The organism is Desulfomicrobium aestuarii (assembly GCF_055385525.1).
Window position 1 is genome coordinate 3,880,278 of sequence record NZ_AP042427.1, and the last position, 24,215, is coordinate 3,904,492.

Here is a 24,215-nt window from a genome sequence, read left to right on the forward strand (position 1 = left end):
GGGCGCGTGGAGCAGAAACTGACGCATATCGACGAGGCCGGGAACGTGGTCATGGTGGACGTCGGCGGCAAGGCCGACACCAAAAGGCGGGCCGTGGTCCGCTGCCGCGTGCTGCTGAACGCGCACACCTTCGACCTGTTGACCAAAAACGCCCTGCCCAAGGGCGACGTGCTGACCACGGCCAAGGTGGCCGGCATCATGGCCGCCAAGCGCACCTGGGAGCTCATCCCCATGTGCCATCCCATCCTCCTGTCCAAGGCCGACGTGCGCCTGACCCCTGTGCCGGCCGACCTGTCCGTCGAGATCGAGGCCGAGGCCCGCACCACCGGGCCCACGGGCGTCGAGATGGAGGCCCTCATGGCGGCCCAGGTGGCGGCCATGACCATCTACGACATGTGCAAGGCAGTGCAGCGCGACATCCGCATCACGGACTGTCGCCTGACGCACAAGAGCGGCGGCAAGAGCGGCGAGTTCAACGCCGAGTGACCTTGAAAAGGATTTTCGGTTTTCACGGCGCGCCCCGGTCCTTCCCCGGCGCGCCTTTTTTCGCGGCCCAGGCACCCCGTGGCGGTGAACGCCACGCAACCCATTGAAACTGCAGACAAGGATATATTCGTGAGCACAGAGACCATCATCAAGGACACTTCGGCCAATCCCGCGCCCCTGGGCCTCATCGGCTTCGGGCTGACCACCATCCTGCTGAACATCCACAACGCCGGACTCTACCCGGTCAACTCCATGATCATGGGCATGGGCATTTTCGTCGGCGGCATCGCGCAGATCTTCGCCGGCCTGCTGGAATCCAAGAAGAACAACACGTTCGGTCTGACGGCCTTCACGGCCTACGGCTCCTTCTGGCTGTCCCTGGTGGCCATCTGGATCCTGCCCGCCCTGGGCCTGGCAGAGAAGAGCGACGAGACGGCCATGGGCATCTACCTGGCCATCTGGGGCCTCTTCACCTTCTGCATGTTCCTCGGCACCTTCCGCCTGAGCCGTGCCCTGCAGGTCGTCTTCGGCACCCTGGTCGCCCTGTTCTGGCTCCTGGCCATCGGCGACCTGACCCACATCGCCGCCTACAAGACCACGGCCGGCTACGTCGGCATCCTGTGCGGCTTCTCGGCCTTCTACACGGCCATCGCCCAGGTCCTGAACGAGGTCTACGGCCGCACGGTGCTCCCGCTGGGCCCGGTGGCGAAGAAGTAGTTTGGGGACGCCTTGGCGCCATGAAAGGCCGATCACGCTGTGGTCGGCCTTTTTTTAGGCGTTCGGTCGGAAAAAAAGAAAAGCCCCCGTCCGGAGACGAGGGCCTTTGGAAGGGCAGATTGGCGGTTGCGCTACCAGATGCGGCGCACCTTGACCCCTTTGTCGGCCATGTAGTTCTTGAGGTCCGTCACCGTGTACTCGCCGTAGTGCACGATGGAGGCGATGAGGGCGGCCGAGGCGCGGCCTTCGGTCACGGCGTCGACCATGTGCTGCGGGTTGCCGGCTCCGCCCGAGGCGATGACCGGGATGCGCACGCTGTCCGCGATGAGGCGGGTCAGGGTCAGCTCGTAGCCGTCCTTGGTGCCGTCGGCGTCGATGGAGTTGACGCACAGCTCGCCCGCGCCCAGCCGCTCGACCTCCCTGGCCCACCACAGGGCGTCGATGCCCATGTGCTTGCGGCCGCCGTGGATGACGATCTCGTAGCCCGAGGGGATGGTCTCGGACGCGGGCACGCGCAGCACGTCCATGCCGACGACGATGCACTGGGAGCCGAAGGCCTCGGCCCCTTCGGTGATGATGTGCGGCGTCTTCACCGCGGCCGAGTTGACGGAGATCTTCTCGGCGCCGGCCAGGAGCACGTCGCGCATGTCGGCCACGGTGGAGATGCCGCCGCCCACGGAGAAGGGGATGAAGATCTGCGAGGCCACGGCCTCCACGACCTTGAGCATGATGCCCCGGCCCTCGTGGGAGGCCGTGATGTCGTAGAAGACGATCTCGTCGGCCCCTTCGTCGTAGTAGCGCTTGGCCGTCTCGACCGGGTCGCCGATGTCCACGTTGCCTTCGAACTTGACGCCCTTGGTCAGCTTGCCGTTCCTGACGTCCAGGCAGGGGATGATCCGTTTACTGAGCATTGGCCGCCTCCCTGCAGTACGCGTAGAAGTTGGAGAGCAGCTTCAGGCCCGGCCGACCGCTCTTCTCCGGGTGGAACTGGGCCGACCACAGCCCGTCGCGGCCGTGCACGGAGCAGAACTCCCGGCCGTAGTAGGTCGTGCCGATGACGTATTCGGGAGCGGGGTTGGGGTAGTAGCTGTGCACGAAATAGAATTCGCTCTCGGAAGAGATGCCGTCGAAGAGGGGGCAGTCCTTCTTGAGGGCCACGGTGTTCCAGCCCATGTGCGGGATGTTGATGGGCGAGCCGTCTTCCTCGGTCAGGTCCGGGGTGAAGATGTCGCAGCGGCCCGGGATGAGGCCAAGCGTCGTCGTGTCGTTCTCGGGACTGTATTCGAGCAGGATCTGGCAGCCCAGGCAGATGCCCAGGAGCGGCTTGCCCGAGGAGATCTCATGGGCCATGATTTCTTTCAGCCCCGACTGGCCGAGGTAGGCCATGGCCGATCCGGCCGCGCCCACGCCGGGGAAGATGAGGCCTTCGCAGCCGGCTATGACCTGGGCGTCGGCCGTGATGGTGCAGGGGATGGAGAGGTAGTCCAGGGCGCGCTTGACGCTGGTCAGGTTGCCGGCCTTGTAGTCAAGGATGGCGAGCATAGGGTGCTCCTCGTGGAAGTGGTGAACAGGAAGGCGGCACTGTAGCCGAGGCGTGCGCAAAAACCAAGACCCGAATGTTCCTCTGGCCGGAACGACGGCGCGGAGGCGGCCGGGAATCCGTCCCGTCCAGGGGCTGGCTTCTTGCCCCTGATTCCCTTTCAAGCTAGGGGCGGTGGGAGAAGATTCGAAAGGGAGGCACTATGATCATCATCACCGGCGGCGCCGGCTTCATCGGCAGCGCCATGGCCTGGGAACTGAACCGCCAGGGCGTCCGCGACATCCTCGTGGTCGACAATCTCGGCTCCACCAACAAGTGGCGCAACCTCGTGGGCCTCAAGTACCACCGCTACATCCACAAGGACGAATTCCTCGGGCTGACCAAGACCCGCTACATGGAGGGCCGAATCGAGGCCGTGATCCACATGGGCGCCTGCTCGGCCACCACCGAGGCCGACTGCGACTACCTCGTGCACAACAACCTCGAATACTCCAAGACCCTGTGCCGCTTCGCCCTGGAGCGCGACGCGCGCTTCATCTACGCCAGCTCCGCCGCGACCTACGGCGACGGCAGCCGCGGCTTCGACGACTCCGACGAGGCCATGGAGGCCCTGCAGCCCCTCAACATGTACGGCTACTCCAAGCATCTCTTCGACCTCTGGCTCAAGGGCGACGGGCTCCTGGACAAGGTTGCGGGCCTGAAGTTCTTCAACGTCTTCGGCCCCAACGAGTATCACAAGGACGACATGCGCTCCGTGGTCTGCAAGGCCTTCACGCAGATCCGTCAGACCGGGAAGCTCAAGCTCTTCAAGTCCTACCGCCAGGAGTACGCCCACGGCGAGCAGCGCCGCGACTTCGTCTACATCAAGGACTGCGTGCGGGTCATCGACTGGCTGCTCAAGAACCGCGGCGTCGGCGGCGTCTTCAACGTCGGCACGGGCCAGGCAAGAACATGGAACGACCTGGCCCGGAGCGTGTTCGCGGCCATGGGCCGGGAGACGCAGGTCGAGTACGTCGACATGCCCGACGCCCTGCGCGGCAAGTACCAGTACTACACCTGCGCCGACCTGAAGAAGCTGGCCGGCCGCGGCTGCGACGTGGACTTCCGCCCCCTGGAGGACGGCATAGCCGATTACGTGCAGAATTACCTGATGCACGGCTACGCGCACATGACATCGCGTTACTGACGGTCGGAGCGCGGGGCGAAAAAGGCGGCCGGGTCTCCCGGGCCGCCTTTTTCAATTGCGGCGCGCTTCGAGCATGATGGAGACGATTCTCGGGTCGAGGCAGGAGCGCATGAACGCGTTCATGTCCGTCTCGTCGCCCGAAGGATAGAAGGCGAGCATCAGTTCGTTGAACTCCAGGCGGCGGCTGGCCGGCAGGTTGATGGCGGGGTAGCCGTTGGCCAGGAGATGTCCGTTCATGAGGAATCTTCCCATGCGCTTGTTGACGTCATAGAAAAATTGGCAGCGGGCCATGGTCAGGAAGATGTGGATGGCCTGGTCGTAGATGTCGGGCATGGTGGCCGCGGTCAGAAGCATGTCCTCAAAGAGGCGCGGGAGTTCGTCGGAAGCCGGCGGCGTGTACTCCGTTCCCGCGATCAGCACGCCGCCCGAGCGGAACCGCCCCCATTCCAGGGCGTCCTCGCGCGCAGCCAGGGCGTGAAGGGCGCAGGCCTTGTCCCGGGTGAGTTCGAATTCCCCAGCCTCGACCCATTCGAAGAGCCGAGTCCAGGCTTCGCGCTGGTTGAGGGCTATCCTCTGGTCCGAAAGTCTGTGCCCTCCGACTGTGACGCCCTGCAGGAGTGTCTGGATTTCCGGCAGCGTGAACGGGATGCCCTCCAGGTTCACGGCGTCGTAGACGAATTCCGCAAGCTGGCGCTTGGCCAGCATGAGGGCCTTGGACCGGTCGGGCGTCATGCCCCAGTGCGCGTCCGTCATCAGGCGGCTCTCCTTGGTTGCCGGGTAGCGGCTGTTCCGGGCAGGCATACCTTCAATTCCCCGCCCTTCGCAAGGCTCGGTTCACAGCTCCAGAAACGGCCCCGTGACCGAGCCGGGGTTTTGCTTCAGTTCCTCGGGCGTGCCCTGGGCCACGACCAGGCCACCTTTCTCGCCGCCGCCGGGGCCCAGGTCGATGACGTGGTCCGAGGCGGCCACCACGTCCAGGTTGTGCTCGATGACGATGACCGAGGCGCCCTTGTCCACTAGGGTGTGCAGCACCGAGATGAGCTTGCCGACCTCGTGCATGTGCAGGCCCGTGGTCGGTTCGTCCAGGATGTAGAGGGTGCCGGGGAGGCTCCGCTTGCCCAGCTCGCGCGAGATCTTGATGCGCTGGGCCTCGCCGCCGGACAGGGTCGTGGCCGGCTGGCCCAGGCGGATGTACTCAAGGCCGACCTCCTCCAGGACCCCGAGCTTGCGCTCCAGGGCCGGGTGGTTGGCGAAGAACTGGCGGGCCTGGCGGACCGTCATGTCGAGGACATCGGCGATGGACTTGTCGCGGTACAGGATGTCCAGGGTCTCGCGGTTGTAGCGCTTGCCGCCGCAGACCTCGCAGGTCACGAAGACGTCGGGCAGGAAGTGCATCTCGACCCGGATCTGGCCGTCGCCCTGGCAGGCCTCGCAGCGGCCGCCGCGCACGTTGAAGCTGAAGCGCCCGACGTTGTAGCCGCGCTTGCGGGCGTCCTTGCTGCCGGCGAAGATGCCCCGGATCTCGTCGAAGACCTTGGTGTACGTGGCGGGGTTGGAGCGGGGCGTGCGGCCGATGGGGCTCTGGTCGATGGAGATGATCTTCTCCAGGGCCTCGGCGCCATCGATGCCGGCGATGGTCCCCGGCGCCTCGACCTTGAGGCCCTGGGCGAGGGCCAGGTGCTTGTACAGGGAGTCCACCACCAGGGAGCTCTTGCCCGAGCCCGAGACCCCGGTGATGCAGACCAGGGAGTCCAGGGGGAAACGGACGTCGATGCCGCGCAGGTTGTTGGTCGTCACCCCGCGCAGGGTGACGGCCCGGCCCGATGTCCTGCGCGCCGGCGGCCGGGCGATGCGCAGGTCGCCGCGCAGGTACTTGCCCGTCAGGCTCTGGGACTCGTTGACCAGTTCCTCGGGCGTGCCGGCGAAGACCAGGTCCCCGCCCAGGAACCCCGAGCCGGGGCCGAGCTCCAGCACGTGGTCGGCCGAGCGGATGGTGGGCTCGTCGTGCTCGACCACCAGCACCGTGTTGCCCCGGCTCTGGAGCTGGCGCAGGGTGCTGATGAGGCGCTCGTTGTCGCGCGGGTGCAGGCCGATGCTCGGTTCGTCCAGGACGTAGGTCACGCCGACCAGACCCGAGCCGAGCTGTCCGGCCAGGCGGATGCGCTGGGCCTCGCCGCCGGACAGGGTGGTCATGTTGCGGGCCAGGCAGATGTAGTCCAGGCCCACGTTGGCCAAAAATTCCATGCGATGGCGCAGCTCTTTGAGCAGCGGCGTGCTGATCTCGGCGTTCACGCCGGCGAAGTCCAGGCCCTGCAGCCACTTCAGGGCGCGGGCGATGGGCAGGGCGCAGAAGTCGAAGATGTTGAGCCCCTCCACGCGCACGGACAGAGCCTCGGGCCGCAGACGGGCGCCCCTGCATTCGGGGCAGTCCATGGTCTGGCGGTAGCGCGCCAGTTCGTCGCGCCAGATGTGGCCGAGTCCCTGGCCCTGTTCGAGGAAATGGATGACGCCCGGCCACTGGCCCTCGCCGTGGAACAGGGCGTGCCGGGCCTCGGGCGTGAACTCCCGCAGGGGCGTGTCCAGGGTGAACCCCTGCCGCAGGCCCAGGGCCTTCAGGTCGGCGGCGAAGCGGTCGAAGGAGCGGCCCTTCCAGGGCAGGATGGCGCCCTGGCGCAGGGACAGGCCGCCGTTGGGGGCCAGCAGCACCGGCTCGTAATATTCCACCGCGCCCAGGCCCGAGCAGTGCGGGCAGGCTCCCTGGGGGCTGTTGAATGAGAAGAGCTGGGGGCTGGGCTTGGGCAGGCTCAGGCTGCAGCGGGGGCAGACCGCGTCGGTGGAGAAGAAGATGTCCTCGCCGCCGATGACGGACACGACGATGCGCCCCTCGCCCGACGTCAGGCCCAGCTCCACGGAGTCGGCCAGGCGCTTGCGCATGTCGGCCTTGAGCACCAGGCGGTCAACCACCAGGTCGACGCTGTGCTTCAGGTTCTTGGCCAGCTCCGGCATGGGGTCCAGGGGCAGCACCTCGCCGTTCACGCGCACACGCACGAAGCCCTGGCTTTTGAGCTTCTTGAAGAGGTCGGCGTGGGTGCCCTTCTTGTGGTCGACCATGGGCGCCAGGAGCATGAACTTGGTGCCCTCGGGCAGGCTCATGATGCGGTCCATGATCTGGTCGCCGGTCTGGGCCTGGATGGGCACGCCGCATTCGGGGCAGCAGGGCGTGCCCAGGCGCGCGTAGAAGACGCGCAGAAAGTCGTAGACCTCCGTGACTGTGCCCACGGTGGAGCGCGGGTTTTTGGAGATGGTCTGCTGCTCCAGGGAGATGGCCGGGGTCAGTCCCTCGATGAGGTCGATGGCCGGCTTGTCCATCTGGGGCAGGAACTGGCGCGCGTAAGCCGACAGGGACTCAACGTAGCGGCGCTGGCCCTCGGCGTAGACGATGTCGAAGGCCAGGGTGGACTTGCCCGACCCCGAAGGGCCGCAGACCACCACAAGCTTGTCGCGGGGGATGTCCAGGGTCAGGTTCTTGAGGTTGTGCTCGCGTGCGCCTTCTATATGTATGACTTTGGTATCCATGAACGCCCTGTTGCTGCTGCAGGGGAAATGCAGGTTTAGACTTGCGGGATGCTACCTATAACCATATGAAAATCCCTGGCAAGTGGGACCTTAGGAAATGAACGTGACGCCATCCCGGAGACGACCATGAAAATCTCCCTCGGGGCCAAAACCCTGGCCCAGCCAACGCCCTTGTGGATCGTCGGCTCCTATGACGAAAGCGGCAAGCCCAACGCCATGGCCGCGGCCTGGGGCGGGATCTGCTGTTCCAAGCCGCCGTGCGTGGCCGTTTCCCTGCGCGAGGAGCGGCACAGCTTCTCGGCCATCACCGCCCGCAAGGCCTTCACCGTGAGCGTCCCCTCGGTGCGTTTCGCCGCCCAGGCCGACTTTTTCGGCATCGCCTCGGGCCGCGACACGGACAAGTTCGCCGCCGCGGGCCTGACCCCGGTGCGCTCGAAGCTCGTCGACGCCCCGTACGTCGGGGAGTTCCCCCTGGTGCTGGAGTGCGCACTGCTGCGGACCGTGCCGCTGGGCATGCACGTGCAGTTCATTGGAGAGATCGTAGATGTCAAGGCTGACGAGGATGTCCTGGATGCGAAGGGATATCCGGACGCGGCCAAGGTGCAGCCCCTCATCTTCACCCCCGTTTCCAGGGCCTATCACGCCGTGGGTGAGTATGTCGGGCAGGCTTTCGAAATGGGCCGGGCCTTCTGCGGGAAGGACTAGTCCGGACCTCAACCTCACGGAATAAGGTCATGACCGAGCACTACGCCGATTTCTTCTGTTCACGCGACGTCGTCCTGTCCCTCGTCAAGGCGGGCGTCCCGGCCAACTCCAAGTGGGGGGCCCTCATCCTCTACATGCGCTCCATCACGGAGTACGACTACCTTTCCGCTGAGCAGAAGCAGCAGATGCAGGACCTGGTCATGCAGGTCATCCGGGAGCGGGACTACTCGGAGACGCGTTTCAAGGAGTTCGTGCGTCTGCAGGAGCAGATCCTCTACAAGCCCTGGAACAAGAAGCTCGAGGAGGCCTTCCGAGAGACCGTGGGCCTCATCGAGCACATCCGCTCCCAGAACATCCAGCGGGCCAAGGAAGTCAAGGACCTGCGCGAGACAACCATCAACACGGTGCGCGACCAGAACGCCCTGGAGGACATCGTCGTCGAGATCAGGGCGGCCTTCGAGAAGGTCATCTCGCAGATGGAGGAGGACACCCGCGACCTCGTCGAGATGAGCTACACCGACCAGCTGACCAAGCTCAACAACCGCCGGGCCTTCGATCGCTACTTCCGGGCCACCCTGACGGAGCACGTGGTCACGGGCAAGCCCATGAGCCTCATGTTTCTGGACATCGATCATTTCAAGGCCTTCAACGACTCCTACGGGCACCGCATCGGCGACCAGGCCCTGGTCACGGTGGCGGGCAAGCTCATGGGCTTCGCCCACAAGTACAGCACCATGCCCAACCGCAGCTTCTTCCCGGCGCGTTTCGGCGGCGAGGAGTTCATCGTCGCCCTGCCGGGCGTGGGCCTGGACGAGGCGAAGGAGGACGCGGAATCCCTGCGCAACATCATCGAGGAATACAACTTCATCATCCGCGACCACAACGGCCAGGTGCTGCAGAAGGGCATCAAGATCACCGTGTCCGTCGGCGTGGCAACCCTGCGGCCGGAATGGACCGCCAGCCATGGAGAACGGCTCCTCGACGAGGCCGACCGGGCCATGTACCGGGCCAAGAACCAGGGCCGCAATCGGGTCTGCGCCATGGACGAGTGCTGAGCGGCTGCTTCGGGACACGATGCACGGAGGGCTCCGCGGGATTTCCGGGAGCCCTTTCGTGTTTCAGGGGCTAGACCCGGATCGCGTCCAGGAGGACCTCCAGCCTGCGGACGTAGGTATGCTCCGCCAGGATGTGTTCCTGCCAGGCCCGGCGCAGCTCATCCTTGCGTTTTGGAGCGGCGGCCAGGGCTGACAGCAGATCCGCGGCCTGTTCAGGGGTTTCGAAGGTCACGGGCCGGGTCAGGTCCGGCGGGAAGACCGAGAGACCCGGTGTGTCGTCCGTGAGCAGGAAGCCGCCGCAGGCCCAGACGTCGAAATGGCGCTGGGTCAGGCCGCGGGGCAGGAGCAGGCTCGTCAGGTTCAGGGTGAAGGATGCCCGGCGGCAGACGTCGGCCAGACCGGCGTAGTAATCCACGGGCGGCAGGAGACGAACCCCGGGCACAAGGCTGCGCCAGGCGTCGTCCCCGATGACGGTCAGGTCCGTCGCGGCGGCCAGGGCCGTCAGGCAGTTCCTGCGCCACGCGGCGGACGCTGTTTCCGCCCCCAGGCCCAGGGCCCGGACGTCGTTGCCGGGCCAGAGGGGGATGTCCGGCAGCCTGTCCCGCCACCAGCCGAAATGGGCCTGCCGGCCAGGCAGGTTGCGCGCTTCGTCGGCCAGGTTGCCCGGGATCCTGCAGGCGGCGAAGAATCTGTCCCGGTCCGGGAAGGACGAGCGTCCGACGAAGGTCAGGTCGCGGCCTGCCGGGCACGCGGCTTCCGGGGCGAAGAATTTCGGGCTCACGGCCAGGGGCAGATGCCTCGCGTCGGCGCCCAAGGAGCGCAGGGGCCCGATGAACCAGTCGTCGGTGACGAAGAGGGGCAGGCGCTTCCAGAGCAGGTTTTTCTGGCCCGTGAGCAGGTGGACGGGGTTGTCCACGCACCACACGGCCACGGGCACCCCGGCCGCTTCCAGCAGGGACTGGTTCTCGCCCCAGGGGTCCAGGCCGTGGAAATTGACGCTCAGGAACAGGCCGGGAGCCTCCGCTTCCAGCATCCTGGCCAACTCGGCGGTCGGCAGCCCGGCCGGCAGGCGTCCGGGCCGAAGCCCCAGGGCAAGGGCGGCGTCCTCCAGTTCCGGGACGATGAGCCCTTTTTCCGGGCAGGGCAGCCAGACGTCGGCCTGATTACGGGCCTTGGGCGCGGGGTGAAGGGCGGCCAGCAGCGGCGCATAGACCGAGGGCAGCAGGCGGGTGGCCGGCGTGTAGTGCAGGACTCGCACGCCAGGCAGCAGGGATGGGGCGACTTCCATGGAGACGGGCTCCCATTCCGGCGGAAGGGCGCCGGGCCATGCGGGGGGCATCCGCCTCTCGAATTCCGGCACGCGGAGCACGAAGACGCGCCGCGCCCCGGACAGCAGCGGCGCGCAGAGCTGCGGCTCGGGCCCCGGACAGAGGACCAGGATGTCCCGCCCGCTGCCCAGCAGACGAAGATATTGCTCTCCAGCGGGGAGCGATGTAGAAATCCCAAGCTCGTTTTTGAACTTTACACGTATGGGTCTGGCTGGCATGAAGGCGCTCGCTTGGGTGGTCGGGATGCTGCCCCGGTCATGAGAGCATGAAACAATACCGCGATTACTATTTCAAAAAGGCCAAGCAGGACAACTACCCTGCCCGCTCCGTATACAAGCTTCAGGAAATGGACAAGGCGCACAGGCTGTTGCGCCCCGGCCAGAAGGTCCTCGACCTCGGGGCCTGTCCCGGCTCCTGGACCCTGTACGCGGCCGAGCGCGTCGGCGCCGGGGGGCGGGTGCTGGGCATCGACCTGAACATGCCGGACACGGTCTTCCCGGAGCAGGTGACCTTCCTGCAGGAAGACATCTTCGCGCGCACGCCCGTGTTTCTCGGGCACCTGCAAACCCTGGCGCCCTTCGACGTGGTCATGAGCGACATGGCCCCGAAGACCACGGGATCGAAATTCACGGACCAGGCCCGCTCCATCCAACTCGTGGAGGCGGCCTTCGGCGTGGCCGAAGAGTGGCTCGCAGCCGGCGGGACGTTCATCGCCAAGGTCTTCGAGGGGCCCGACGTGCACCCCTTCGTGCAGTTCCTGCGTGGACGCTTCGCCAAGGTCAGCATGTTCAAGCCCAAGAGCAGCCGGTCCGAGAGCAAGGAAATCTTCATCCTGGGGCTGGGGTTCGTCCCGGCCGGGCGCGAAGAACATCGCGAATAACGAATTTTTTTGGAGGAAACATGGCAGGACATAGTAAATGGAAGAACATCCAGCACCGCAAGGGCCGCCAGGATCTCAAGCGCGGCAAGATGTTCACCAAGGTGACCAAGGAAATCATCCTCGCGGCCAAGGGCGGCGGCGACCCGGACATGAACGCGCGCCTGCGCGCGGCCATCGACGCGGCCAAGGCCGTGAACCTGCCCAAGGACAAGATCGACACGGCCATCAAGAAGGGCACGGGCGAGTTGGCTTCCGAGGCCCTGGAAGAGATCATGTATGAAGGCTACGCCCCCGGCGGCGTGGCCATCCTCATCGAGGCCGTCACGGACAACCGGAACCGTACCGTGGCCGAAGTGCGCCACATCCTGAGCAAGGGCGGCGGCTCCATGGGCGCGGCCGGCTGCGTGGCCTGGATGTTCGACAAGAAGGGCGTCTTCGCCTTCGACAAGAAGTATTCCGAGGACCAGCTCCTGGAAGTGGGCCTGGAGGCCGGCGTCGAGGACGTGCTCGATGACGACGATTCCTGGCAGGTGCAGTGCGCGGCCGAGGATTTCCATGCCGCCAAGTCCGCCTTCGAGGCCGCGGGCATCGAGATCATGAGCGCCGGGCTGAACCGCATCCCCCAGAACACCGTGGCCGTCGACGCCGAGACCGGACGCAAGGTCCTCAAGCTCTACGACGCCCTGGACGACAACGACGACGTGCAGAACGTCTACGCCAACTTCGAGCTGCCCGCGGAACTCCTGGCGGAGATGTAAGCCCGGGGCATGGCAGTCGAACGCGTCATCCTGGGAGTGGACCCCGGGTCGCGCTGCATGGGCTACGGCCTTGTGCGGGAGCGGTCCGGGGTTTTGTCCCTGGTGGAGGCGGGGGTCGTCCGGCCGGCAGAAGAGGCCATGAGCGCCCGGTTGGGGCTCATGTTCTCCCGAATCGCTGAGTTGCTGCAGCGGCATTCGCCCCAGGCCGTGGCCGTGGAGAACGTGTTTTTCGCCCGCAACTCGGCCTCGGCCCTGAAGCTCGGGCAGGCGCGCGGGGCGGTGCTGGCCGCCTGCGGGGTGCACGGGACCGAGGTCTTCGGCTACGAGCCGACGCTGGTCAAGAAGTCCCTCGTGGGCGCGGGCCGGGCCGAAAAAGCCCAGGTGTCCTTCATGGTCGGCCAGCTCCTGGGCGTGCGCCCCGACTGGGCCGAAGATGCCGGCGACGCCCTGGCCCTGGCCATCTGCCACCTCAATCACTCCCGCTTCCTGGCCGCCGTTGCGGCTGGTCAAGATGGGGCAACTCGTCTATAGCCTCTGTCCATGATTGCATATCTCGAAGGAACCGTGATGCGCCGTGACGCGGAGGCCTGCATCCTGCTGACCTCCGGCGGGGTGGGGTACCAGGTCCACATGACCGTCGGCGGCTTGGCGTCCCTGCCCGGGGCCGGCGACACGGCGCGCCTCTTCGTGCACACCCTGGTGCGCGAGGATGCGCTGGTGCTGTACGGCTTCGGGACCTGGGAGGAGCGGGAGGCGTTCGAGACCCTGCTGGCCGCGCCCAAGCTCGGGCCCAGGACGGCCCTGGCCATGCTCGGCTGCTACGGCCCCTCGGAGCTTGCGGCCTGTATAGCCCGGGAGGACGTGGCCGCCCTGACGCGGGTGCCCGGCATCGGGGCCAAGACGGCCAAGCGGCTGCTTCTGGACCTCAAGGACAAGCTCGTGGCCTCGGCCCCGCTCTCGTCCGGCAGGACCGCCCCGGCGGTCACGGCCGAGTCCGACTGCGCCGCGGCCCTGGTTTCCCTGGGCTACGGCCGGCACGAGGTGGACGAGGTGGTCAGGAAGGTGTTCGACACGGAGCCCGACCTCGACGCGGGCAGCGCCATCCGGCAGGCGCTCAAGATTTTTGCGGCAAGGCAGCACGGCTGACATGGCCCAGAACCCAGGCGAAGAGCACATCCGTCCGCGCACGCTGGACGACTTCATCGGCCAGGAGGACGTTCGCGGCAACCTGAAGATCTACCTTCAGGCGGCCAAGGAACGCGGCCAGCACCTGGACCATTGCCTGCTCTACGGCAACCCGGGCCTCGGCAAGACGACCCTGGCCCAGATCATGGCCAGCGAGCTGGGCGTGAACCTGGTCTCAACCTCCGGCCCGGTGCTGGAGCGCAGCGGCGACCTGGCGGCCATCCTGACCAGCCTGAACCGGCACGACCTGCTCTTCATCGACGAGATCCACCGCATGCCTGCAGTCGTGGAGGAGATCCTCTACCCCGGCATGGAGGATTTCAAGCTCGACCTCATCGTCGGGCAGGGCCCCGGGGCGCGCACGGTCAAGATCGAACTGGAGCCCTTCACACTGGTCGGGGCCACGACGCGCATCGGCCTTTTGACCTCGCCCCTGCGCGACCGCTTCGGGGTCATCTGCCGCCTGGAGTTCTACAACCCGCGGGAGCTGGCCCAGATCGTGACCCGTGCCGCGCGGATTCTCGGCCTTGAGATCAGCCACGAGGGCGCACTGGAGATCGGGCGGCGGTCCCGCGGCACGCCGCGCATCGCCAACCGGCTGCTGCGGCGCGTGGCCGACTACGCGCAGGTGGCCGGCAGCCCGGTCATCGACGCCGAGGTGGCGGCCAAGGGCCTGGACATCATGGACGTGGACTCCATCGGCCTGGACATGATGGACCGCAAGATCCTGGAGTGCATCATCGACCATTTCGGCGGGGGACCCGTGGGCGTGAAGACCATTGCCGCGGCCTGCTCCGAGGAGGTCCGCACCATCGAGGACATCTACGAGCCCTACCTCATCCAGTGCGGGTTCCTGAAGCGCACCCCGCGCGGGCGCGTGGTCACGGCCAAGGCCTACCAGCACATCGACGGCGGCCTGAAGCTGCGCAACGCCTAGCCGGGTCGCGCGTGCGACGCTTTCGCGCGCGTCATTCATCCTTTCACCAACCAGTTCAGCGAGGAGCCATGAAAGTCATCGACCCCAGTTTCTCCTTCATGCACCTGCCCGACGGCGAGTTCATCCTGCAGCACCTCGAACTGGCCGCCCGCACCTGTTACAAGTCCGAGGACAAGGCCAGCCCCGACTCGGCCCGCAAGCTCCTGTCGCGCATCGTCCGCCTGGGCCACGACAGCGTGCTCGAACACATCTCCGTCACCGTGCGCATCGTCTGCGACCGCGGCGTGACGCACGAACTGGTCCGTCACCGCCTGTGCTCCTTCTCCCAGGAGAGCACCCGCTACGCCAACTACGCCCAGGACAAGTTCGGCCGTGAGATCACCGTCATCCGTCCCTTTTTCTGGGCCGAGGACGACGCCCGCTACGCCCTCTGGCTTTCGGCCATGCAGGCCTGCGAGGATGCCTACCTGCGCCTGGTGGATGCCGGGGCCACGGCCCAGGAGGCCAGGAGCGTCCTGCCCAACAGCCTCAAGACCGAGATCGTGACCACGGCCAACATCCGCGAGTGGCGGCACATCTTCAAGCTGCGCTGCGACAAGGCCGCCCACCCGCAGATGCGCCAGGTCATGCTGCCGATGCTGGCCGCCTTTGCCCAGCGCATCCCGCTGCTCTACGACGACCTGGCCGAGCGTTTCGCCGACTCCATCCGCGAGATGAGCGACCAGGGCGCTGCCGCGTCCATCTTCTGATCCTCCCTGTCAGCGCGCTTTCATCCGGGCATGTTCAAAAAACGTGCCCTTTTTTTGTTTTCGGATGTGAGAAATTGTCTGACAACGATGTCGTCTACCCTCCAAATGGCATCACAAGCGATAAAACACCTGTTTTAGCTCTATGCTGCGGATATTTCGGAGCACTTCTCTCAATTATTTTCTCCTGCGAAATCTACCTACATAGCTGTATAAATAAGCCTGCATAGAAGGGCTTATAATTTTAATGTTTTATTTCAATATGTTGGTTCTTTTCGTTTGTCGTTGGCGTGTTGTACAAAGAGCTGTTCTCATTACGGTGGGTGTGATCTGAAATTTGAAGAAATTAAACGAAAAATCGAGATAATAATTTTAGGCTTGAGGAAAAAATTTTTCCGTATGTGGAAAAGTAACCGTTGACAATCCGGGAGCGTCGGCCAAGCGGGACAATGACGATTCCGCGCCAGAGCCCCGGAAGTCGAAGAGAATGCGGAAGGTTATGAATTACAGCATGTTGGCCTGTATAGAAAGAGTTTGCCCGAGTCGCGACAGGCTCCCTTTACCGGAGTTGTCGTTGGCCTGTCGCTTGGCTAAGACCCCTTCCCATGATTGACGCATGGGACCGGATTTCACATTCGCTGGAGAGGACGCTTTCTCCGGGGCACTTTCAGCTCTGGATCAAGCCGTTGCAAGGCTGCCTCGAGAACGACACGCTCGTGCTTCGGGCGCCGAACGACTTTGTCTGCACCTGGGTCAAGGATCGCATGCTCGGCCGGATCAGGGATGCGGCCGCGGACGTGCTGGGATTTGCGCCCCGCGTCGACCTGGGTTCAGCCCAGGCCGGCGCTCCCATGCTTCCCGTTGAACCGGCCGCGCCCCAGAGACGCATCGTCACCCACCAGATGGGCCTGCCCATGGCGCACGCCCTGCCCACCCAGACCGTGCACAACTGGCGGCATCAGTTCGATGATTTCATCGTCGGCCCGTGCAACAACCTCGCCTATGTCGCGTCAAAGAGCTTCTGCCAGGACGTCGCCGGCTCGGACCAGCTTTTCCTCTGCTCCGCCCCGGGCCTGGGCAAGACCCACCTCGCCCAGGCCATCGGCAGCGAGATCGCCCGGCAGACCAACCGCCAGCACCTGCGCGTCTGCTACCTGAGCGCCGAGGAGTTCTCCTCACAGCTCGTCATGGCCATCAAGGCCAAGGCCGTCGAGCAGTTCAAGACGCGCTTCCGCTCCGATGTGGACCTCCTCCTGCTCGAAGACGTGCACTTCCTGCAGGGCAAGGAAAAGATGCAGGATGAGCTCCTGAACACGCTGAAATCCCTGCAGAACCAGGGGCGGCGCGTGGTCATGACCAGCACCTTCCTGCCGAGGGAGCTCGCGGACATCGATGCAAACCTGACGTCGCGCTTCGCCCAGGGATTCATGGCCGTGATCAACAAGCCCGACCACCAGACCCGGCTGTCCATCATCGACGCCAAGGCGCGGGCCGCCCGGGTGAACATGCCCGGGAGCGTCGCCGAGCTTCTGGCTACGCGCATCACCTCCGACGTCCGCCAGCTGGAGAGCTGCCTCAAGAACATCTTCCTCAAGTCCAGGCTGCTGAACATGGACATCTCCATGGACCTGGTCTGGGACATCCTGCAGAACTACGACCTTGGCGGCGGCTCCATCGACCTGGACAAGATCATCAGCTTCGTTTGCCAGGCCTACGGCTTCGGCTTCGACGACCTCTGCTCCAAGAGCCGCAAGCGCGACCGCGTCGTCGCCCGCAACACGGCCTTCTACCTGGCCCGCAAGCACACGGACCTGTCGCTGGTCGACATCGGGCGGCGTTTCAACCGCAAGCATTCGACTGTTATCAAGGGCATCGCCTCCGTGGAACAGGAAGTGTCCCGCAAGACGTCGCTGGGCAACCAGATCGCCCGGACCATCAACCAGCTGCAGGCCTGAACCGGCCCCCCACGCTATTTTGCGCAACGCGAAAGGCCCGGACGCTGCCAAGCGTCCGGGCCTTTCGCGTTGCGTGTCGTCGAGCCGCGGTTAGGAGCAGACCACCGCGCACTCCATGGCCTTTTCCAGCACCCGGCTGCCGCGGGCCGTGCCCAGGGCCGACTGCAGGGCGTCCAGGACCTGCGGGTCGTAGCTTCCCGTAGAGGCGCGCATGATCTCCAGGGTCTGGTCCGTGCTCATGGCCGGGCGGTAGGACCTGGGGCGGATCATGGCGCAGAAGCTGTTGGCCACGCTCAGGACCCGGGCCTGAAGGCTGATCTCCCCGTCCTGCAAGCCCTTGGGGTAGCCGCTGCCGTCCAGGCGTTCGTTCATCTGGTAGACGGCCTCGTAGACGGGCAACTCGAAGTCGATCTGGCGCAGGATGTCCCCGGCGTGCTCCACGTGCTTCTGGACCATCTGCTTCTCCTCTTCCGAGAGCTGGTCCACCTTGGTCAGGAGCGACTTGTCGATGAAGATCTTGCCGATCTGGGAGAGGTGGGACGCGATCTCCACCGTGGCCTTGTCCTCGGGCGAGAGCTTCAGGGTCTCGGCCAGCAGGGACGCCACGTCGCGCATCAGGATCGAGTGGCCGGCGAGGTACGGGTCCGTGAACTCGATGGCCTTGACCAGCGCTTCCACCGTCTGGGAGATGGCCTGACGCTTGCGCTCCTCGGCCTTGACCATGCTCGTGATGTCGCGGAACACGGACACGATGCCCGTGGGCGCGCCCGAGTCCTCCTTGAGCATGACCTTGGTGATCTGGAAGTAGTGTTCCTGCGATTTCAGGAAGATGCGCTCGGTGAAGGTCACCGGTCGGCCGGTCTTCAGGGCCTGGTCGTCGGACTGTTCCAGACGCTTGCCCGTGTCGAAGCCGAACAGCGCGATGTCGTCGAGGCCCAGGACCTCCTCCTCGGGCCGCCCCACGCCGTCGGCCAGGGCCGGGTTGGCGTAGGTGTAGTTGCCGCTCAGGTTCTTCACCGCGATGAAGTCCGGGATGGTGTCGTTGATGGAGTCCAGGAAGTTGCGCTGCTGTTCGAGCTCCTGGGCCAGGTGCTGGAATTCCCCGGCGATGCGCTTCTGGTTCTGACCCAGGGTGCGCCACCAGATGGCGCCGAAAAGCAGGCTCAGCACCATGGCGATGAGCCCGGCGATGAGCACGGAGATGCGCGTGTAGTCCTGCAGGCTCTTGGTCGCGTCCTGCACGTCCACCTCCTGCACCATCCACAGGTCGAGGTCGGGAATCTTGACCCCGAGGGAAAAGACGGGGGTCTGACCGCCCAGACTGTCGCGTTTGGCGAACCCGAGGCTCTGGTCCGACTGCAGTTCGGGCGGAGCGGCCAGGGTGGCTGTGCCTTCGGGCTTCCAGGGCACGATCTCCTGGAAGCCGCCCTCGGTCCGCTGCATGACCCGCGTGCGCTCGCCCTTGGCCGACATGGGCGTGTTGGAGACCAGGGAGGTGACGGTCGTGCCCGCGCTCTTGGTCAGCATGACCACGGCCACGGCCTTTTTCGTCCCGTTGTCCTCGGCCGTGGACAGGATGGGCACGAACATGTCGATGACCATGCCGTTGTCCGTCTGCCGCAGGGGCGAGAAGTGGGGCATGGGATAGGCGAAAGTCTTCTTGATCAGGCCGGACTGGACCGGCGAGAGCGGGACCATGCGGTTGTCCGAGCCGATGTAGGACTGGCCGCTGCGGTGCACGATGCGCCCGGACAGGAAACCGGCGAAGGACGTGAAGTCGGCGAAGGTCTGGTGCATGAGGGGGAATTGGTCCGTGAGCTGGGCCAGGCGGTCATACTCCTTGCCCTCGGGAATGATGCCGGTGATCAGGAAGCTCGGGTCCACCTCGATGAGGTCCATGTCCGTGGCGTACAGCCGGAACAGGTCCGAGGAGATGAGCTTGTCCGTCTGCTGCACCAGCCCCGACAGCCAGGTGCCGAAGACCTCCGCGCGGCTGTTGGCCAGCAGCTCCAGGCGCTCCCGGACCTGTTCCTGCAGTTCCCCCTGCTTGACCCGGACGGTCCAGGCCACCCATGCCAGCAGGGCCGTGAGAATCAGCGAGATGATCGCGACCCCCATGACAAGTTCCGACTTGCTCCTGCCCACGGGCGGACTCGTTCTGCCGTTTTCTCGTGTCATATTCCCGTCTCCATTAAGGTTTTGTGTCCAGAGGGATGTGCGACCACCGGTACCGTTCGTTCAAGGAGTAATAGGGCGCGTAATGCTTGTACTTGTCGTGCGAGAAGACCACGCTGGTGACGTTGTCGAGGACCAGGGCGTCCCCGCCGACGAAGACCGTCAGGACCGCATGCGCGATGCCCCGGATGCGGTCCTTCAGGACGACGATGCGCAGGTCGTCCGGAGAATAGCCGAGTTCCCGCAGCGCAAAGTACTTGGTGATGGCGAAGTCCTCGCAATCGCCGGAAATCTTCAGAAACTCCTGCGGAGTGGCCCACCAGTCGGAGGTTCCGTAGGCATCCTGGTCCAGGCGGTAGGGCCACTTGTTGAAAAACGAGTTGACCGTTTTCAACTGTTCCATGGGGGCAAGACCCCTGGCCTGGGACATGATGCGCTGCCAGCTCGTGGCTCCCGGGGGGCATCCCGCGCCGCTGCAGGAATTCAGCACCCGGACCTGGGCCTCGGCCTTGGACAGGACCCGCTTCCATTTGGGCAGGGCGTCGAAGTTGCCCCTGAAGGCCGCGGTCCGGAAGAGCCGCACGGGCTGGCCCTTGGCGTCCTGTCCCGGCTGTCCGGCTGACGCAGTCCCCGCAGGCCGCGGTTGTCCGGGCGCGCTGTCTGTCCCGGTCTGCGCCCGGCCGTCGTCCCTCCAGGGTTTGGCTGCGGCCTGGTCCGTCAGTGGCCGCGACGGCGCGGTTTCGACCGCATCCGCGGGCGGTTGCGGACTGACGGGCTCCGTATCCGCCACCTCGGCCGGGGCAGGTTCCGACTTCTCGGCGACCTCGCCGGGTTGCGCCGGGTCCGGCTTCGGGGCGGCTTCATCCTCCAGCCTGCCCGACGCGTTTTCGTTCCGCGCATCCCCGTCCCGGTCCGTGGCCGCCTGTCCGCTCATCTCGGCGGGTGAAGCCGCACCGCCTTCGCGACCCTGGTCCCCGGTCGCGTCTTCGCTTCGCGTGGGGGGGGGGATTTCGTCAGTCCGGCCGACCGGGTCCGGCTTCTTCTCTTGCCGCGCTTGAGCGTCCCGGTCCTGTTCCGCGCCTGCCTTGATTTCGGGCCCCGGTCCCTGCGCCCCCATGGGCTCCGCGCGCTCCGCCAGGAGCAGCCACGGCAGCAGGAGGGCCGCCGCGATCAGCGTCAGGATTGCCTGGGGCCGAAGCATCAAGACATCACCGCTCCCTCAAGGCGTTCTCCTTGGCCTTGAGAATGGGTTTCAGCAGGTAGTCCAGCACGCTCTTCTTGCCCGTCAGGATGTCCACGCTGGCCGTCATGCCCGGGATGATGGGCAGCTTCTCGCCGCGGTAGACGATGGCCGCGGCCTTGGTGCGCAGCTTGACCTTGTAGAAGCTCTCGCCCTTCTGGTTTTCGATGGTGTCCGCGCTGATCTGCTCCACCGAGCCTTCGAGTCCGCCGTAGATGGAGAAGTCGTAGGCCGTGATCTTGATCATGGCCTTCTGGCCCGGGTGCAGAAAGGCGATGTCCGCAGGCTTGATGTTGGCCTCGACGAGGAGGGTGTCGTCCAGGGGCACGATCTCGAGGATGGGCTCGCCGGGTTTGACCACGCCGCCGATGGTGTTGAGGATGACCTGCTTGACCGTGCCGCGCACGGGGCTGCGCACGTCCGTGCGCATGACCCTGTCCTTGCCGGCCGAGAGTGCGTGCAGCTTGGAGTTCAGCTCCACCTGGTGCTGGTTCATCTCCTGCAGGGCCATGGCCTTGAACTCTGCCATGCGCTGGGCCTCGCGCTGCTTGATCTCCTGGGCCGCCTGCTGGGTGCGCGGGATGGCCACGTTGAGGCTCTGCACGTCGCCGCGCAGCGAACTGACGGCGCGCTCCAGGGAGAGGTAGTCAACCCTCGGGTAGACGTTCTTCTCCATGAGGGGCTTGGCGATGGCCATCTGCTCCTGGGCCAGCTTCAGGTCCTGGGCTGCCTGGTTGCGGCGGATGGTCATCTCCTGGGCTTCCTGGACGCGCTGGGAGTACTGGCTGCGCAGGATGGCCATCTCCTGGTTCAGCTGGGCCATGCGGGCCTGGTAGATGGCCATCTGGTCCCGGACGGCATCGGGAGCCTTGGTGCTGACCTCTTCGGGGAAGGACGGCTCCGTACCCGTGGCTTCGGCCTGAAGGCGGGCGATGGCGGCCTTGTGCTCCAGGGCCTGGCTGGCCACGTCCTTCAAGGTGCTCTGGGCCATCTCGTTGCTGATGCGCACCAGGATGTCGTCCTTCTCCACGATCTGGTTCTCGCGGACCAGGATCCCTTCGAGGATGCCGCCTTCGAGGTTCTGGATGATCTGCACACGCTGGGAAGGGATGACCTGGCCCATGCCGCGCGTGACCTCGTCGAGGATGGCGAAGTGGGTCCAGAAGAGGAAGGCGGCCAGCAGCAGGCAGATGGTCAGGGACAGGACGTAGGCCCAGCCGTGCCCGCGGCGGTAGAGGGCGGCGTCGACCTCGCTCATGAAATTGAGGTCGTCTTCGGAATATTTCAGGTTACTCACGTTTGGCTCCATTGCCGCGTTTCTGCAGTTCGGCCAGCACGGCGTTGCGCGGTCCGTCGGCGACGATCTTGCCGTCGTCGAGGGCGATGACGCGGTTGGCCAGGGAGAGCAGGCTCGGCCGGTGGGTGATGAGGATCAGGGTCTTGCCCTTCAGGGCCGAGGACAGGCGCAGCTTGAGGATGGCCTCCACGCCCACGTCCATGGAACTGCTCGGTTCGTCCAGGATGACGATGTCCGGGTCCAGGAGCAGGGTGCGGGCGATGGTGATGGCCTGCCGCTGCCCGCCGGACAGGGCCAGGCCGCGTTCGCCGACCTGCAGGTTGAAGCCTGCCGGGTTGTTCTTCACGAAGTCCGTCACGCCGGCGATGGTCGCGGCTCGCAACAAGGCTTGGTCGCTGACGTGGGGCGCGCCCAGGGTGATGTTCTCGCGCACCGTGCCGTAGAACAGGAAGTTGTCCTGGGCCATGTAGCCGATCTTGGCCCGCAGTTCGGCCGGGTCCAGCTGCCGGATGTCCATGCCGCCGATCTTCACCGCCCCGCGCTGGGGCGTGTAGAGCCCGGTGATGAGCTTGCCCAGCGTCGTCTTGCCCGAGCCCATCTTGCCGATGACGGCCACGTGCTCGCCCTGGGCGATGTGGAAATCCAGGTATGACACGGCGTTGGTCAGTCCGCCGGGGTACTTGAAGCTGACGCCCTCGAAGGTGATCGTGCTGCGCAGGTCCTGGTGCTCCATGCGCTGGGCCTCTTCGGGGCGTTCGCTGGGGATCTGCATGAGCAGGTCCAGGTTCTTGAGGGCCATGCGGCTCTGCTGCAGGCGGGTCAGCATGGCGGCCACGGCGCCCAGGGGGCTCATGGCGCGTCCCACGAGGATGGAGCAGGCGATGAGCCCGCCGGTGGTCATCTCGCCTTCGGCGATGCGGTACACGCCCCAGATGATGACGCCGCAGTAGACGATCTGCGAGGCGAACTGGGTGAAGCTCATGGAGAAGGTGGCCAGGGCCTTGGAGCGGATGGCCGAGCGTGCGCCCTGGCCCACGATCTTCTCCCAGCGGCCGAGCATGGAGCCTTCGGCCCGGCTGGTCTTGATGGTCTCCATGCCGCTGATGGCCTCGACCAGCAGGGCGTTCTTCTGCGTGGACTCCTTGTAGCCGCCCTCAATGGCGCGCTTGAGGGGGCCCTGCATGACGATGCCGACCAGGATGACGATGGGCGCGATGACGGCCGGGACCACGGCCACGGGGCCGCCGATGTAGGCGATGATTATAATGAAAAGGATCAGGAAGGGCAGGTCCACCAGGGCCAGGAGGGTCGTGGAGCTGAAGAACTCGCGCAGGGCGTCGAACTCGCGCATGTTGTTGACCAGTGCGCCAGTGGATTCGGGCTTGTGGTCCATGCGGATGGACAGGAGGTGGCTCATGAGTTTGCTGGCCACGAGGATGTCCGAGTTGCGGCCGGCGATGTCCACGAAGTAGCCGCGCAGGTTGCGCAAGGCGAAGTCGAAGAAGAAGGCCAGTCCCACGCCCACGGCCAGGACCCACAGCGTCTCCACGGCGTTGTTGGGCACCACGCGGTCGTAAACGTTCATGGTGAAGATGGGCGAGGCGATGGCCAGCAGGTTGATGAAGATGGAGGCCAGGATGACGTGCCGGTAGATGGGCAGGAAATGGAGGATGGTGCCCCAGAACCATTTCTTGGTGTCGAAGATCTTGAGTCCCTCGGTGCGGCTGTCGAGGCGCCCCTTGGGCCGGGCGAAGACCGCGTGGCCGGAGTAGTCCTGCCGCAGGGTCTCGATGGGCGTGTCGAAGGGCGCGTCGGGGTTCTCGGGCATGATGATGCGCGCACTCTCCCCGTCCACCGAGGCCAGCACGCAGGCGCCGCCGTCGGACATGAGCAGGATGCAGGGCATGTTCAGGGGCGAGATCTTCGCGATGTCCGGCTTGTGCGCGATGCGGGCGTCGATGCCCTCGCGCCGCGCGGCCCGGATGCAGGCGTATGGCGTCAGCCCCTCCTGGGTCCGCGGCAGGCCGCTCTCCAGGGCCGTGACGGTCACGGGCTTGCCGTGCAGTCGGGTGACGATGGCCAGGCATTCGACCAGCGGGGGGGTGAAGGCGACCTGGGAGGGCGCGAGTTGCAGGGTGATGGAGGGCCGCGCCGGTTTGGGGGCGACGGTGGGCTTGACCTCCACGGGAGTGACATTCGGGTCGTTCATGCGCTCGCTACCTCTAGGATACAGAATTTGTGGAACATTATGCGCTCACCCCTGCGCATGCAAGGGAAATCGGGGAGAGGTGGTCATCGCCCGAAAGTGTGAGGGTGACTCGGGCGATGGTGAATGGTGAAGGCAAGGTGTCTGGGTATTGTCATCGTTGTCAGTGGGTTATGGAGTAGTCTCGGAATGGAGTGTGAGTTTCATGTAAAACAGTGCGTGTTTCTCTGTATGTCGTGACTG

General features: G+C 65.3%; 21 protein-coding genes. 12 read left to right on the forward strand and 9 right to left on the reverse strand.

Going from position 1 to position 24,215, the window contains the following annotated elements; translation table 11 throughout:
* Positions 1 to 6 precede the first annotated feature (6 nt).
* Together moaC and ACZ5AC_RS17935 are read left to right on the forward strand one after the other, a co-directional pair.
* The gene (moaC, locus tag ACZ5AC_RS17930) at positions 7 to 486 is read left to right on the forward strand and encodes a cyclic pyranopterin monophosphate synthase MoaC (RefSeq protein ID WP_464248905.1); all 480 of its coding nucleotides are present in this window, start codon (positions 7 to 9) and stop codon (positions 484 to 486) included.
* A 147-nt stretch (positions 487 to 633) separates the two neighbouring features.
* Positions 634 to 1,203 (forward strand): acetate uptake transporter, encoded by a 570-nt coding sequence (locus ACZ5AC_RS17935; RefSeq protein WP_464250634.1) that lies wholly within the window; start codon positions 634 to 636, stop codon positions 1,201 to 1,203.
* A 131-nt stretch (positions 1,204 to 1,334) separates the two neighbouring features.
* Here ACZ5AC_RS17935 and hisF read toward each other — a convergent pair whose 3' ends face one another.
* Both hisF and hisH read right to left on the reverse strand, forming a co-directional pair.
* Positions 1,335 to 2,114: an imidazole glycerol phosphate synthase subunit HisF gene (gene hisF, locus ACZ5AC_RS17940; RefSeq protein WP_464248906.1), complete on the reverse strand. Its 780-nt coding sequence runs from the start codon at positions 2,112 to 2,114 to the stop codon at positions 1,335 to 1,337.
* Positions 2,104 to 2,745, reverse strand: a complete 642-nt coding sequence (hisH, locus tag ACZ5AC_RS17945; protein ID WP_464248907.1) for an imidazole glycerol phosphate synthase subunit HisH — start codon at positions 2,743 to 2,745, stop codon at positions 2,104 to 2,106. Before hisH ends, hisF begins: the two co-directional genes overlap by 11 nt.
* A 200-nt stretch (positions 2,746 to 2,945) precedes the next feature.
* Here hisH and rfaD point away from each other — a divergent pair, with 200 nt between their 5' ends.
* Positions 2,946 to 3,929, forward strand: coding sequence for an ADP-glyceromanno-heptose 6-epimerase (gene rfaD / locus ACZ5AC_RS17950; protein ID WP_464248908.1), 984 nt, complete (start codon positions 2,946 to 2,948; stop codon positions 3,927 to 3,929).
* A gap of 51 nt (positions 3,930 to 3,980) precedes the next feature.
* Here rfaD and ACZ5AC_RS17955 read toward each other — a convergent pair whose 3' ends face one another.
* Together ACZ5AC_RS17955 and uvrA are read right to left on the reverse strand one after the other, a co-directional pair.
* Complete coding sequence (locus tag ACZ5AC_RS17955; RefSeq protein WP_464248909.1) at positions 3,981 to 4,682, reverse strand: Fic family protein; 702 nt, start codon at positions 4,680 to 4,682, stop codon at positions 3,981 to 3,983.
* Positions 4,683 to 4,763: 81 nt separating this feature from the next.
* A complete protein-coding gene (gene uvrA, locus ACZ5AC_RS17960) occupies positions 4,764 to 7,505 on the reverse strand; it encodes an excinuclease ABC subunit UvrA (protein ID WP_464248910.1) in 2,742 nt (913 codons plus the stop codon).
* 126 nt (positions 7,506 to 7,631) lie between these two features.
* Between uvrA and ACZ5AC_RS17965 the strand changes: the two genes are divergently transcribed.
* Both ACZ5AC_RS17965 and ACZ5AC_RS17970 read left to right on the forward strand, forming a co-directional pair.
* Complete coding sequence (locus tag ACZ5AC_RS17965; RefSeq protein WP_464248911.1) at positions 7,632 to 8,210, forward strand: flavin reductase family protein; 579 nt, start codon at positions 7,632 to 7,634, stop codon at positions 8,208 to 8,210.
* A 29-nt stretch (positions 8,211 to 8,239) separates the two neighbouring features.
* Positions 8,240 to 9,265, forward strand: coding sequence for a GGDEF domain-containing protein (locus tag ACZ5AC_RS17970; protein WP_464248912.1), 1,026 nt, complete (start codon positions 8,240 to 8,242; stop codon positions 9,263 to 9,265).
* A gap of 70 nt (positions 9,266 to 9,335) precedes the next feature.
* On the opposite strand, the gene ACZ5AC_RS17975 is transcribed toward ACZ5AC_RS17970, so the two are convergent.
* Positions 9,336 to 10,811: a glycosyltransferase family protein gene (locus ACZ5AC_RS17975; RefSeq protein ID WP_464248913.1), complete on the reverse strand. Its 1,476-nt coding sequence runs from the start codon at positions 10,809 to 10,811 to the stop codon at positions 9,336 to 9,338.
* A 47-nt stretch (positions 10,812 to 10,858) separates the two neighbouring features.
* On the opposite strand from ACZ5AC_RS17975, the gene ACZ5AC_RS17980 reads away from it, so the two are divergent.
* The 7 genes from ACZ5AC_RS17980 (at position 10,859) to dnaA (ending at position 17,054) form a co-directional block, all read left to right on the forward strand.
* Positions 10,859 to 11,473 carry an RlmE family RNA methyltransferase gene (locus ACZ5AC_RS17980; RefSeq protein ID WP_464248914.1) on the forward strand — a complete coding sequence of 205 codons (615 nt, stop codon included), beginning with the start codon at positions 10,859 to 10,861 and terminating at the stop codon, positions 11,471 to 11,473.
* A 20-nt stretch (positions 11,474 to 11,493) separates the two neighbouring features.
* Positions 11,494 to 12,231 carry a YebC/PmpR family DNA-binding transcriptional regulator gene (locus ACZ5AC_RS17985; protein ID WP_464248915.1) on the forward strand — a complete coding sequence of 246 codons (738 nt, stop codon included), beginning with the start codon at positions 11,494 to 11,496 and terminating at the stop codon, positions 12,229 to 12,231.
* Positions 12,232 to 12,240: 9 nt separating this feature from the next.
* On the forward strand, positions 12,241 to 12,762 hold the full coding sequence (ruvC, locus tag ACZ5AC_RS17990; RefSeq protein WP_464248916.1) for a crossover junction endodeoxyribonuclease RuvC: 522 nt from the start codon (positions 12,241 to 12,243) through the stop codon (positions 12,760 to 12,762).
* Between the two features lie 9 nt (positions 12,763 to 12,771).
* Positions 12,772 to 13,377 carry a Holliday junction branch migration protein RuvA gene (ruvA, locus tag ACZ5AC_RS17995; RefSeq protein WP_464248917.1) on the forward strand — a complete coding sequence of 202 codons (606 nt, stop codon included), beginning with the start codon at positions 12,772 to 12,774 and terminating at the stop codon, positions 13,375 to 13,377.
* 1 nt (position 13,378) lies between these two features.
* Entirely contained in the window at positions 13,379 to 14,353 is a 975-nt protein-coding gene (gene ruvB / locus ACZ5AC_RS18000; protein ID WP_028578382.1) for a Holliday junction branch migration DNA helicase RuvB, read from the forward strand.
* A 68-nt stretch (positions 14,354 to 14,421) separates the two neighbouring features.
* Positions 14,422 to 15,102 (forward strand): FAD-dependent thymidylate synthase, encoded by a 681-nt coding sequence (gene thyX / locus ACZ5AC_RS18005; RefSeq protein ID WP_464248918.1) that lies wholly within the window; start codon positions 14,422 to 14,424, stop codon positions 15,100 to 15,102.
* A 602-nt stretch (positions 15,103 to 15,704) separates the two neighbouring features.
* The gene (gene dnaA / locus ACZ5AC_RS18010; protein ID WP_464248919.1) at positions 15,705 to 17,054 is read left to right on the forward strand and encodes a chromosomal replication initiator protein DnaA; all 1,350 of its coding nucleotides are present in this window, start codon (positions 15,705 to 15,707) and stop codon (positions 17,052 to 17,054) included.
* A gap of 90 nt (positions 17,055 to 17,144) precedes the next feature.
* Here the strand turns inward: dnaA and ACZ5AC_RS18015 are convergent, their stop codons facing one another.
* The 4 genes from ACZ5AC_RS18015 to ACZ5AC_RS18030 form a co-directional block, all read right to left on the reverse strand.
* A complete protein-coding gene (locus ACZ5AC_RS18015) occupies positions 17,145 to 19,172 on the reverse strand; it encodes an HD domain-containing phosphohydrolase (RefSeq protein ID WP_464248920.1) in 2,028 nt (675 codons plus the stop codon).
* Between the two features lie 73 nt (positions 19,173 to 19,245).
* Positions 19,246 to 20,430 (reverse strand): transglutaminase-like cysteine peptidase, encoded by a 1,185-nt coding sequence (locus ACZ5AC_RS18020; protein WP_464248921.1) that lies wholly within the window; start codon positions 20,428 to 20,430, stop codon positions 19,246 to 19,248.
* A 7-nt stretch (positions 20,431 to 20,437) separates the two neighbouring features.
* Positions 20,438 to 21,766 (reverse strand): HlyD family type I secretion periplasmic adaptor subunit, encoded by a 1,329-nt coding sequence (locus tag ACZ5AC_RS18025; RefSeq protein ID WP_464248922.1) that lies wholly within the window; start codon positions 21,764 to 21,766, stop codon positions 20,438 to 20,440.
* Positions 21,759 to 23,975, reverse strand: coding sequence for a type I secretion system permease/ATPase (locus tag ACZ5AC_RS18030; RefSeq protein WP_464248923.1), 2,217 nt, complete (start codon positions 23,973 to 23,975; stop codon positions 21,759 to 21,761). The genes ACZ5AC_RS18025 and ACZ5AC_RS18030 overlap by 8 nt, the downstream gene beginning before the upstream one ends.
* Positions 23,976 to 24,215 lie beyond the last annotated feature (240 nt).

Excerpts from the sequence above, each read along its gene's own strand:
- ACZ5AC_RS18030 (WP_464248923.1), bottom strand. The coding sequence starts at position 23,975 with ATGAACGACCCGAATGTCACTCCCGTGGAGGTCAAGCCCACCGTCGCC.
- ACZ5AC_RS17985 (WP_464248915.1), top strand. The coding sequence starts at position 11,494 with ATGGCAGGACATAGTAAATGGAAGAACATCCAGCACCGCAAGGGCCGC.
- dnaA (WP_464248919.1), top strand. The coding sequence starts at position 15,705 with ATGATTGACGCATGGGACCGGATTTCACATTCGCTGGAGAGGACGCTT.
- thyX (WP_464248918.1), top strand. The coding sequence starts at position 14,422 with ATGAAAGTCATCGACCCCAGTTTCTCCTTCATGCACCTGCCCGACGGC.
- hisH (WP_464248907.1), bottom strand. The coding sequence starts at position 2,745 with ATGCTCGCCATCCTTGACTACAAGGCCGGCAACCTGACCAGCGTCAAG.
- ACZ5AC_RS17970 (WP_464248912.1), top strand. The coding sequence starts at position 8,240 with ATGACCGAGCACTACGCCGATTTCTTCTGTTCACGCGACGTCGTCCTG.
- ACZ5AC_RS17975 (WP_464248913.1), bottom strand. The coding sequence starts at position 10,811 with ATGCCAGCCAGACCCATACGTGTAAAGTTCAAAAACGAGCTTGGGATT.
- ruvB (WP_028578382.1), top strand. The coding sequence starts at position 13,379 with ATGGCCCAGAACCCAGGCGAAGAGCACATCCGTCCGCGCACGCTGGAC.
- uvrA (WP_464248910.1), bottom strand. The coding sequence starts at position 7,505 with ATGGATACCAAAGTCATACATATAGAAGGCGCACGCGAGCACAACCTC.
- ruvC (WP_464248916.1), top strand. The coding sequence starts at position 12,241 with ATGGCAGTCGAACGCGTCATCCTGGGAGTGGACCCCGGGTCGCGCTGC.
- ACZ5AC_RS17955 (WP_464248909.1), bottom strand. The coding sequence starts at position 4,682 with ATGACGGACGCGCACTGGGGCATGACGCCCGACCGGTCCAAGGCCCTC.
- ruvA (WP_464248917.1), top strand. The coding sequence starts at position 12,772 with ATGATTGCATATCTCGAAGGAACCGTGATGCGCCGTGACGCGGAGGCC.
- ACZ5AC_RS17965 (WP_464248911.1), top strand. The coding sequence starts at position 7,632 with ATGAAAATCTCCCTCGGGGCCAAAACCCTGGCCCAGCCAACGCCCTTG.
- ACZ5AC_RS17980 (WP_464248914.1), top strand. The coding sequence starts at position 10,859 with ATGAAACAATACCGCGATTACTATTTCAAAAAGGCCAAGCAGGACAAC.
- rfaD (WP_464248908.1), top strand. The coding sequence starts at position 2,946 with ATGATCATCATCACCGGCGGCGCCGGCTTCATCGGCAGCGCCATGGCC.
- ACZ5AC_RS18020 (WP_464248921.1), bottom strand. The coding sequence starts at position 20,430 with ATGCTTCGGCCCCAGGCAATCCTGACGCTGATCGCGGCGGCCCTCCTG.
- hisF (WP_464248906.1), bottom strand. The coding sequence starts at position 2,114 with ATGCTCAGTAAACGGATCATCCCCTGCCTGGACGTCAGGAACGGCAAG.
- ACZ5AC_RS18015 (WP_464248920.1), bottom strand. The coding sequence starts at position 19,172 with ATGGGGGTCGCGATCATCTCGCTGATTCTCACGGCCCTGCTGGCATGG.